This window comes from Protofrankia sp. CiP3 (assembly GCF_917627345.1).
In the GTDB taxonomy this organism is placed as follows: domain Bacteria; phylum Actinomycetota; class Actinomycetes; order Frankiales; family Frankiaceae; genus Protofrankia.
In genome coordinates this window covers 1-9,810 of the sequence record NZ_CAKJTM010000141.1, presented here as the reverse complement: position 1 = coordinate 9,810, position 9,810 = coordinate 1, and the positions used below count along the sequence as shown (strand labels likewise).

Sequence of the window (9,810 nt, the reverse complement as noted above, 5' to 3'; positions counted from 1 at the left end):
CTTGGCCGCCACCGGGCGCCGAACCGGTGCCCTTGGACGGCTTCTACGAGCGGCTGTTCGAACACGGCTACAGCTACGGGCCGTCGTTCCGGAGCCTGACCACGGCCTGGACACGAGAAGGGGAGATGTTCGGGGAAGTGCACTTCCCGAAGGACACCGGAACCGACGTGGCCGAATACGGAATCCACCCCGCCATCTTGGACGCCGCCCTGCACCTGTCCATGGCCACCGCACCGCCCAGCGACACCGGAGGCGTGATGGTCCCGTTCTCGTGGAACCGCGTCGTCCTGCACGCCACCGGCGCCACCACCGTCCGAATCCAGGCGGCCCAGGGCCCCGACGGACTGAGGATGAACCTGACTGACCACGCCGGAGACCCGGTCCTGACCTTCGCCGCCCTGACCTCACGCCCCCTCATGCCGTCGGAGCTCACCGCCTCCTCCGCGGGCGGAGCCGTAGCGATGATGTTGGCCGTCGAATGGACGCCCGCCCTCGTCGGGGCCACTCATGCCACCGGCGACGGCGACACGGTCGCCGCCGATCACCCGGGCCGCGTCGTGATCGCCGACGTGGCGGACCTGGAGGCGCTGAGCGAGGACGAGCCGGGGTGGTTGATCCTCGACGCGGAACCGTTGATCGCTGACTCCGCCGAGGGTGAGCTGGCGCGGGTCCGGGTGGTTCTGGCGCGGGTGCTGGAAGTGTTGCAGGCGTTCACGACCGAGCCGGCCTCTCGTGAGGCTCGGCTGGCCGTGGTCGTCCGAGGTGCGGGCGACGATCCGGTGGCGGGCGCGGTCGCAGGACTGACCCGTTCGGCCCAGGCTGAGAACCCCGGCCGGATCCTGCTGGTCGACCTCGCCGATCCGGACCCCGGCACCGAGCTAACGGGCTTGGTGGGGTTGCTCGGCCGGGCCGCGGCGGCCGACAAGTGGCAGATCCGGCTGCGGGACGGGCAGGTCGAAGCTCCCAGGCTCACCCGGGCCGAGCACGTCGACGGCACCGTGCGGGCTGGGGGCCTGGGTGCTGGCTGTGTGGTGGTGACTGGCGGGACCGGGACCTTGGGTGGGCTGGTGGCTCGGCATCTGGTCGCCGCGCACGGGGTTCGGAGTCTGGTTCTGGCTTCACGACAAGGCCCGGCCGCTGAAGGAGCCGCGCGGTTGCGTGCCGACTTGGAGGCCGCCGGCGCGGATGTGCGGATCGTGGCCTGCGATGTCGCCGACCGGGCTCAAACCCAAGCCCTGCTTGCCGAAGTACCGGCGCCGCTCAGCGGGGTGATTCATACCGCTGGCGTCTTGGACGACGCGGTTCTGGGCGGGCTCACTCCGGAGCGGTTGGAGACGGTGCTTCGTCCGAAGGCGGATGCGGCCACACACTTGGACGAGCTGACTCGTGGGATGGGGTTGGCGGCGTTCGTGGTGTTCTCCTCTGGTGCGGGGGTGTTGGGCACCCCGGGGCAGGCGAACTATGCGGCCGCAAACAGCTATCTCGATGTTCTTGCCGCCCGCCGCCGGGCCGCCGGTGAGGCCGCGGTGTCCCTGGCCTGGGGCTACTGGGCTGAAGCCACCACGATGACCGGGTATAGGACCGAGGGCGACGTGGCCCGGATAACCCAGGCCGGGATGGGTGCGCTGGAAACCGCCGAGGGGATGGCGCTGCTCGACGCGGCGCTCGACGGCGGACGTCCGGTACTCGTTCCGATGGTGCTGGATATGGCCGTCCTGCGCCGTCACGACGGGCCGGTCCCCGGGGCGCCGTGGGCGTGGCCGGTGGCGCGCATGCTGGCGGCCGGACCGCAGCGCCGCACCGCCGCCGCCAGCGATGTGGGAGCGCTGCAGGCGACGCTGGCCGCGATGGCGCCGCAGGCCCAGGTTCAGCACCTGGCGGGCCTGGTCAGCTCCGAAGCAGCCGTCATCCTCGGCACAGCCGGGCGGGACCTGGTCGCCATCGACAGCCCGCTGCTCGACATCGGATTCGATTCGCTGACGGCGGTCGAGCTCCGTAACCGGCTCACCAGGCTGACCGGGGCGCCCCTGCCCGCGACCCTGGTGTTCGACCACCCGACCCCATCCATGATCGCCGAGCGATTGATGGAGCTGATGAGAAAAGAGCAGACCCATGCTTGACGTTGGTCAGTACCTCGCCGCCATCGGCTACGAGGGGCCGCTGGATCCCAGCCTGCGAGCCCTTCGAGGTCTCCATGAAAGCCACGTCCGGGCTGTGCCTTACCACACTCAGCCCAACGATGACGAGTTCCTGACCGGCGCCGCATTCGACGTCGTCCAGGCCTTTCAGCGTTCGATCGTCAGCCGGGCCGGTGGAAGCTGCTACGAGCTGAACGAGTCGTTCCGTCAACTGCTCGAACAGCTCGGCTTCACGGCGCACAGGCTGGCGGCGAGCACGCGACTGCCGAGTGGCCGGTTCGGGCCTGAGATCGAGCACTTGGCCGTGCTGGTGGACCTGGACGGCGAGCAGTGGATCGCTGACGTCGGCTACAGCGAACCGACCCCCTTCGGTCCGCTGAAGATCACCAGTGAGGTGCAGCTGCAGGACGGCTTCGAGTTCCGCATGGTGCCCGACGGCGAGTGGTGGCTGCTCGAACGGCTTTCTCCGGTGAAAGGGTGGTCGGGGCTCTACCGGTTCAAGGCAGTGGCGCGTTCGCAAGCCGATTTCGCCGCCAGCATCGGCGAAATCGCCGCGCAGTTGAGCGAATGGCCGGCGGCGAATCTCCGGATCCTCAGCCGGGTGGTCGGGAATTCGACCGTCTTGATGACCGGCCGTCGGCTCATGAAGTACGACGTCGGCCGAGAGAAGAGCCGCATGGTGATCGACCAGGGCGAGTACGAGCGGCTCACCGACCTGATCCTCGATCCTGACCTGACCGACGAAGAACGCGCGGTGCGGGTAAAAGAGTTCCTTCCGTGAGCGGTGGGGAGCCGTGTTCGATTCATGAGGTCGCCGTGCGCGACGTGCTCATCGACACCCTCGCCCGATGCCCGCAGGCAGACAGCACCTCAACTCCTGGAATCAGCCATCTAGCACGGAACGGATCGCATGAATATGACTGGAGCTGGCGGCGACCGGATCGTCGTGTTCGGCGCCGGCGTCATGGGAGTCGGCATCACCGCGCTCGCGCTCGGGCACGGCGTTCCGGTTCTGCTGGTGGACGTGGATCCGGACAGGCTCGCCACTGCGGCCGGTGAGGTCCGCGGACACCTTAGGCAGGCCCAGCTGATGGGTGCGCTGCCGGACGTGCCGATCGGCAGGTTGACCACCTCGGAGTCGTCGGAGGGCGTCGAGGGCGCGATCACTGTCATCGAGGCCGTCACCGAGCACTTCGAGACGAAGGTCAAGCTGCACAACGAGATAGCGGCGGCGGTCGCTCCCGGTACACCTCGTATCACGAACACGTCGTCGATCCCGGTCGCCGAGCTTGCCGCAACGGTGCCGCATCCCGAGGACCTCGTCGGCGTCCATTTCATGAACCCGCCGTCGCTGATCAGGACGATCGAGGTGATTCGCGGGCCGCAGACCGGCGACGCGGCGCTGGCCGTCGTCAGGGCACTGGTCGAGCGGCTCGGGCGCAGGCCGATCGTCGTGGCAGACGGGCCTGGCTTCGTGACCAGCATGTTGCTGCACCGGATGATCAACGCCGCGGCCGACCTCGTCGAACAGGGGCGAGCGTCGGTCGAGGACGTGGACGCGCTCATGGAGGGCTGCCTCGGCCACCCGAGCGGCCCGCTGCGCACGGCTGACCTCATCGGGATCGACAACCTGGTCGACTCGCTACGCGTGCTGCACGAGCGGACCGGTGACATGGGATGCAGCCCCTCGCCGCTGCTGCTGAGGAAGGTCGCCGAGGGCGAATTCGGCCGCAAGACCGGCCGTGGTTTCTACGCATACGGGACGTTCTGATGGCGGGCCAGGTCGAGGTGAGCGACGTACTCCAGCAGTACGTGCGCGACGTTTCCCTGCGCGACGACGAGGTACTGCGCGATCTGGCGGCCGAGACCGCCGGTATGAGCGCCCTCGCCGCGATGGTCACCATGCCAGAGGAGGGCCAGTTGCTGGCCCTCTTGACCAGCCTCGTGGGCGCCCGCAACGTGCTGGAGCTCGGCACGTTCACGGGCTACGGCGCGTTGTGCATGGCACGCGCCTTGCCGTCCGGAGGCCGTCTCGTGACCTGCGACATCAGCGAGCGCTGGACGCGCATCGCCCAGCGGTACTGGGAGCGCGCGGGCGTCGCGGACCGGATCGAACTGCGGCTCGACAAGGCCACAAAGGTGCTCGACGCGCTCCTCGCCGAGCAGGGCCCCGACAGCTTCGACCTGGTCTTCATCGATGCGGACAAGACCGGCTATCCCGAGTACTTCGAGCGCGCGCTGACCCTGGTACGGCCGGACGGCCTGATCATCCTCGACAACACCCTGTTCTTCGGCCGGGTCGTGGATCCTGCCGCGCAGGACCTTGACACGCTTGCCATCAGGGAGCTCAACGCCGCACTGCGCGACGACGCTCGCGTCGAGCTGTCGCTCATCCCGATGGCCGACGGCATCACCTTGGCGCGCAAGCTGGCGCCGGACCCGCAGCGCTCGTCTCAGACCGATCATCACCGGAAAGAAAAGGAGTGCGTCATGCCTGAATCGGCCTCCGAGCAACTGACGATCGCGATAATCGAACAGCGACTGCTTGACTTCCTCGTCGAGCGGACCAAGATCGAGTGGGAGGTCGGGCAGGACCTGTTCGACTCCGGGGTGCTCTCGTCGTTGTTCGCGATGGAGCTCGTCGTCTTCGTGGAAAAAGCCTTCGACGTCTCCATCGAGCGCGAGGACCTCGCCTTGGCCAACTTCCGCACCGTGCGCGCGATGACCGACTTGGTGCAGCGGCTGGGGAAAGCCGCCGATGCGTGAGGACCTGCCTGCGATCGTGACCGAGGCGGTCGGTGATGCGGCCGGGCGCTGGGATCTGGCCGGCGAGATTCCCTTGGACCTGCTGCGCGGACTCGGCGGCAAGGGCCTGCTGTGCCCCGAGATCGCGACGCAGTTCGGCGGGCTCGGCCTGACCGGCCGGGAGTGCGGGGAGCTGACCGCCCACGTCGGCTCCCTGTGCAGCTCGCTTCGCAGCGTCATGACCTCTCAGGAGATGAGCGCCTGGACCGTCTCGCGGCTCGGCGACCGTACCCAGCGCGAGCACTACCTACGCCGCCTCACCGGTGGCGAGCTCGCGGCCGTCGCGTTCAGCGAACCGGACGCCGGGAGCGACCTGTCGGCCATGTCCACCCGGATCCGCGAGGACGGGGACACCCTCGTCGTCGACGGCGTCAAGACCTGGATCACGGCCTCTGTGTACGCGGATCTGCTCGTTGTCTTTGGCCGCTACGGCGACGGTGGCGCGGCCGTCATCGTTCCGGTGACCAGCCCGGGCGTTCGGCGTGATCCGGCTCAGTCGCCGATGGGCTGCCGCGCCGCCGGGCACGCGACGGTGACGCTCGACGCGGTACGCGTTCCGCGCACGAACCTGCTCGGCGCCGCCGGGCAGTCCCTCGCCATGCTCACCACGATCGCGCTGACCTGCGGCCGCCTCTCGGTCGCTTGGGGCTGCGTCGGAATTCTGCGCGCCTGCCTGGCGGCGGCAACGGCGCACGCGCGCGACCGGGAGCAGTTCGGCGTGCCGATCGCCAGGCACCAGCTCGTCGCCCGTCATCTGGCGGAACTGTACGTCGCGGAGCGCACCGCGACTCTGGCCTGCGAGCGGGCCAGCGACTGCTGGGACGACGGTTCACCCGACCAGTTCACGGGGGCCGTGCTCGCGAAGCTCGTCGCCTCCCGTGCGGCGGCCCAGGGTGCCGCGACGGCGGTTCAGGTATTGGCCTCCGCGGGCGCTCAGGATGGGCACGTCGTTGCCCGCGCGTACCGGGACGCCAAGCTCATGGAGATCATCGAGGGCAGCAGCGAGATTAGCCAGCTGATTCTCGCCGATCGGGTGATGGGAGTGGGCCGATGACGATCGGCATCGGAGCGATCACGTGCCTGTTGCCGCAGAGGCGGGTCGCCGTGGCCGAGCTGCCCGAACTGTCCAGGCTCGGGTCAAAGGAGCGAGAGTTCCTGGAGACCTCCGGCGTGCGCACGGTCGGCGTGTTCGAGGACGGTGACGTCGGCTCGTTGGCCGGCCGGGCCTGCAGGAAGCTGCTCGAAGAGTACGGGGGAAACCCCGATTTGATGATCATGGTTGGGCCGCGCGCGCCGGATGTGCTGATCGGGTCCGACGTCTGCAAGGCCCAGGCGCACGGCGACGTCAAGGGCGCCTTCGCCTTCGCCGTGGACGGTCTCGGATGCGCGGGCTCGTCTGCGGCCTGGGCCCTTGCCCGCGATCTGCTGATCGCGGACCCGAGCCGCGAAAGTGTGCTGATCACCTTCGCCAGCCTGCCGACCGGGGCGTTCCGGATCCGCTATCCGGTGACTGTAATCGGCGATGGCGCCTACGCCATGACCGTCGTGCGCGACGGGCGGCCGGTGCTGCGTGCCCACCGACAGGAGACCGACGGCACCTTCCACGACCTGTTCTATGTCGACTACAAAAGCGGCCCAATGCCGGAATGGCGCGAGGAATGCCGCTCGCGCGACCGGTACAGCTTCGAGTTGGCCATGCACAGCAGGGTCCGGTTGAGTGCGTTAGTCGACGGCGTACTCAACGACGCCGGGATCACGAAGGCAGATGTCTCCGCGACGTTGATGCAGAACGTCACCGAGAGCGCCTTCCGGTTCTACGAGCAGACCCTTGAGCTGCCGATCCACCGGTTCTGCCGGGCCCACCTCGCCGACGCCGGGCACCTCGGGGCCATGGACGTCGTGCTCAACCTCCAGCGGGTCGTGTCCCTGGGGGGCCTGAGCCGCGGGGGTTTCGTGCTGGTGCTCAACAACAGCCCCGTGGCGGCGTGGATCGTCACGCTGTGGGAAATCTAGGGAGCCATCTGATGGCGAACGCGCCGACGCTGGTCAAATGCCTGATCTGGGACCTCGACAACACACTATGGCAGGGGACGCTCGCAGAGCAGGACAAGGTCGCCTTGAGCGACGCCGTCCGGGAGGTGATCGTCGGACTCGATGAGCGCGGCATCTTGCAATCAGTCTCCAGCCGCAACGACTTCGATAGCACGTGGAGCCAACTGGAGGAACTCGGCGTGGCGGAGTACTTCGTCGTGCCGCGTATCGGCTGGATGCCCAAGTCCGTCATGGTCAAAGAGATCGCAGACGAACTTTCGTTCGCACTGGGGACGATCGCCTTCATCGACGACATGCCGGTCGAGCGCGCCGACGTCTCGTACCACCATCCCGAGGTGCGCTGCTACGAGGCGGAGCGCGCAGCTGAGCTGCTCGAACTGCCCGAGTTCACGCCCACGGTGATAACCGTCGACGGACGGCGGCGCCGCCAGATGTACAAGGCGGCGGCCCGCCGGGCGACCGCAAGGTCCGAGTTCGCCGGCCCCGACGAGGACTTCCTGCGCACGCTCGGCATCGTTCTTCGGGTCGTACGCGCCACCGACGAGGAGGTCGCCCGAGTCGAGGAACTCACCCTGCGCACCAGCCAGATGAACGCCACCGGCGTGCATTACTCGGGCGAGGCGCTGCGCTCACTGCTCGCGGACGAGACCCACGAGGTGCTCGTGGTCACGCTCGACGACAAGTTCGGTGGGTACGGCGCGGTGGGCGTGCTGTTGATCGAGAAGTTTGAGCACGCATGGAACGTCAAGCTGCTCGCCACATCATGCCGTGTGGTCTTCTCCGGCGCGGGCACGATATTACTGCGCTGGCTGGCCGACGCTGCGGCAAATGCGGGGGTCCACCTAGTCGCCGACTTCTGCAGGACAGACCGTAACCGGATGGCCGAGGTCGCCTACAGATTCGCCGGTTTCCGGACCGAGGACTGCGACTGCGCGGCCGAGGTCCCGCCGACGTTCGAACCGGGGATCGAGCGGCTGCACCTCGCGCCCACGCAACAGGAGCCACCGGTCACGATGACGGTGCATGCCCCCGACCTGCGTTCGCCCGAGGCTGCCGATCTCGTTTGGGGCGTCGCCGGGGCGGAACCGTGAACCGCGACGTCGCCGAGGTGCCGCGCTGGCCGGCGGCGAATCTCCGGATCCTGAGCCGGGTGGTCGACAACTCGACTGTTCTGATGACTTGCCGCCGGCTCGTGACGCACGACCTCGGCAGGGAGGTGAGCCGCATGGTGATCGATCAGGGTGAGTACGAGAAGCTCAACGACGTGATCCTCGATCCCGGGCTGACCGATGCGGAACGCGCAGAGCGGATAAGGGAATTCCAGCCGTGCGCCGTTACCACAGTTCTGCACAACCGGTGTGCGGGCATTCCGACGAGGGGACCACGATGACCGAGATCGCCGACCAGCCGGTAGGCCGTTGCCCGTTAGCGCACTCCGCTGCGGACCGGCTGCCCGAACCCGCTCCGCTCCCGTATGTCTCCGAGGACCCGTTCCATCCGCCGCGTCGCCTTGGCGAACTGCGCGCCGAGTTCCCGGTTAGCCCATTGCTCTACCCTGATGGCGAGATCGGCTGGCTTGTCACCAGGTACGCCGACGTGAAGAGCGTGCTTGCCGACCCGAAGACGTTCAGCTCCCGCGGCCGGCAGCGGATCAGCCCGATTCGCAAGGTGTCCAAGGAGTTGTTCGGCGACCGATTTGAGAGGCCTGGACTGTTCAGCAGCCAGGACCCGCCGGTGCACGGCTTTTACCGCAAGCAGCTCACCGGCCAGTTCACCGTCAAGCGGATGAAGAGGCTGGAGCAGAGGATCGAGCAGATCGTCGCCGATCAGCTGGAGTACATGGCGTCGAGGGGACCGGTCGCCGACCTGGTCGCCGACTTCGCGCTGCCGGTGCCGTCGCTGGTCATCTGTGAGCTGCTCGGTGTGGACTATTCTGAGCATGCGTTCTTCGAACAGCAGACGGCCACGCTGCTCAGCGTGAAGACCACCCCCGAGCAGGTGATCGCGGCCGGGGACGCGCTGGCAGCGTTCATGCTGAAACTGGTTCGGCAGAAGAGGAATGAGCCGGACGACGCCCTGCTGTCCGGGCTGATCGAGGCGCAGCGGGAGGCCGAGCGGCCGCTGACCGACGACGAGCTGGCCGGCATTGCGATGATGCTGCTGACTGCCGGACACGAGACCACGGCCAATATGCTCGGCCTTGGCACGCTGACGCTGTTGCATCACCCGGAACAGCTGGCGAAGCTGAAGGCCGACATGTCCCTTGTGGACACCGCAGTGGAGGAGTTGTTGCGGTTCAACGGCATCATCCGCATCGGCCAGGTGCGTCTCGTCACCCAGGACGTGCAGATCGGCCGCCGGCTTATCCCGGCGGGTTCGTCCGTCGTCGCTTCGGGCATGGCGGCCAACCGGGATCCGGAGAAGTTCGAGAACCCGGACGAGCTGGACATCACCAGGGGTGCGGTGCACCACGTGGCGTTCGGCCACGGCATCCACCAGTGCCTGGGCCAGCAGCTGGCCCGGATCGAGCTGCGCGTCGGTTACCGCAGGCTGTTCGACCGGTTCCCGGATCTGCGGCTCGCGATCCCGCTCGAGGACGTCACCTGGCGCACGGACACGGCCATCTACGGCGTGCGCGAGCTGCCGGTGACCTGGTAGGGAGGCGGGGGAGCGTGGATGAAGGAGCCGGCCGTGCGGGCACCCAGGGCTACAGCAGCTCGTAAGGAGCACTCGGCGTGCAGCTCGCGCACCTTGGTCAGGGCCTCGTGGTCGGTGGGCCACCGGGTGTGGCCCCAGGGCTGCGCGAAGGTCGCAT

Annotated in this window: 10 protein-coding genes and 1 pseudogene; 10 read left to right on the top strand and 1 reads right to left on the bottom strand. The window is 67.9% G+C overall.

Annotation, left to right across the window (positions count from 1 at the left end; all coding sequences use genetic code 11):
* From MJ797_RS24340 to MJ797_RS24300, 10 genes and pseudogenes are all read left to right on the top strand, one after another.
* The coding region (locus tag MJ797_RS24340; protein WP_239341648.1) for a type I polyketide synthase at positions 1 to 2,120 on the top strand (2,120 nt) is incomplete at its 5' end.
* Entirely contained in the window at positions 2,113 to 2,919 is an 807-nt protein-coding gene (locus MJ797_RS24335; protein ID WP_239341646.1) for an arylamine N-acetyltransferase, read from the top strand. The genes MJ797_RS24340 and MJ797_RS24335, both read left to right, overlap by 8 nt.
* Positions 2,920 to 3,048: 129 nt before the next feature.
* Positions 3,049 to 3,909, top strand: a complete 861-nt coding sequence (locus MJ797_RS24330; RefSeq protein ID WP_239341644.1) for a 3-hydroxyacyl-CoA dehydrogenase family protein — start codon at positions 3,049 to 3,051, stop codon at positions 3,907 to 3,909.
* Positions 3,909 to 4,565, top strand: a pseudogene (locus MJ797_RS24325) (O-methyltransferase); the annotation flags it as partial. The gene MJ797_RS24330 and the pseudogene MJ797_RS24325, both read left to right, overlap by 1 nt.
* Positions 4,566 to 4,628: 63 nt before the next feature.
* Positions 4,629 to 4,904: an acyl carrier protein gene (locus MJ797_RS27650; RefSeq protein WP_374582916.1), complete on the top strand. Its 276-nt coding sequence runs from the start codon at positions 4,629 to 4,631 to the stop codon at positions 4,902 to 4,904.
* Positions 4,897 to 5,997: an acyl-CoA dehydrogenase family protein gene (locus MJ797_RS24320; protein WP_239341641.1), complete on the top strand. Its 1,101-nt coding sequence runs from the start codon at positions 4,897 to 4,899 to the stop codon at positions 5,995 to 5,997. Before MJ797_RS27650 ends, MJ797_RS24320 begins: the two co-directional genes overlap by 8 nt.
* A 50-nt stretch (positions 5,998 to 6,047) precedes the next feature.
* Positions 6,048 to 6,956, top strand: a complete 909-nt coding sequence (locus MJ797_RS24315; RefSeq protein WP_239341639.1) for a hypothetical protein — start codon at positions 6,048 to 6,050, stop codon at positions 6,954 to 6,956.
* Between the two features lie 11 nt (positions 6,957 to 6,967).
* Positions 6,968 to 8,086, top strand: a complete 1,119-nt coding sequence (locus MJ797_RS24310; protein WP_239341637.1) for an HAD family hydrolase — start codon at positions 6,968 to 6,970, stop codon at positions 8,084 to 8,086.
* Entirely contained in the window at positions 8,083 to 8,385 is a 303-nt protein-coding gene (locus MJ797_RS24305) for a hypothetical protein (RefSeq protein WP_239341635.1), read from the top strand. Before MJ797_RS24310 ends, MJ797_RS24305 begins: the two co-directional genes overlap by 4 nt.
* Before the next feature lie 290 nt (positions 8,386 to 8,675).
* Positions 8,676 to 9,653, top strand: coding sequence for a cytochrome P450 (locus MJ797_RS24300; RefSeq protein WP_239341633.1), 978 nt, complete (start codon positions 8,676 to 8,678; stop codon positions 9,651 to 9,653).
* Here MJ797_RS24300 and MJ797_RS24295 read toward each other — a convergent pair.
* Positions 9,620 to 9,810: hypothetical protein (locus MJ797_RS24295; RefSeq protein ID WP_239341631.1), on the bottom strand; the 191-nt coding region annotated here is incomplete at its 5' end. The two genes, MJ797_RS24300 and MJ797_RS24295, sit on opposite strands and share 34 nt — an antisense overlap.

Excerpts from the sequence above, each read along its gene's own strand:
- MJ797_RS24335 (WP_239341646.1), top strand. The coding sequence starts at position 2,113 with ATGCTTGACGTTGGTCAGTACCTCGCCGCCATCGGCTACGAGGGGCCG.
- MJ797_RS24330 (WP_239341644.1), top strand. The coding sequence starts at position 3,049 with ATGAATATGACTGGAGCTGGCGGCGACCGGATCGTCGTGTTCGGCGCC.
- MJ797_RS27650 (WP_374582916.1), top strand. The coding sequence starts at position 4,629 with ATGCCTGAATCGGCCTCCGAGCAACTGACGATCGCGATAATCGAACAG.
- MJ797_RS24320 (WP_239341641.1), top strand. The coding sequence starts at position 4,897 with ATGCGTGAGGACCTGCCTGCGATCGTGACCGAGGCGGTCGGTGATGCG.
- MJ797_RS24310 (WP_239341637.1), top strand. The coding sequence starts at position 6,968 with ATGGCGAACGCGCCGACGCTGGTCAAATGCCTGATCTGGGACCTCGAC.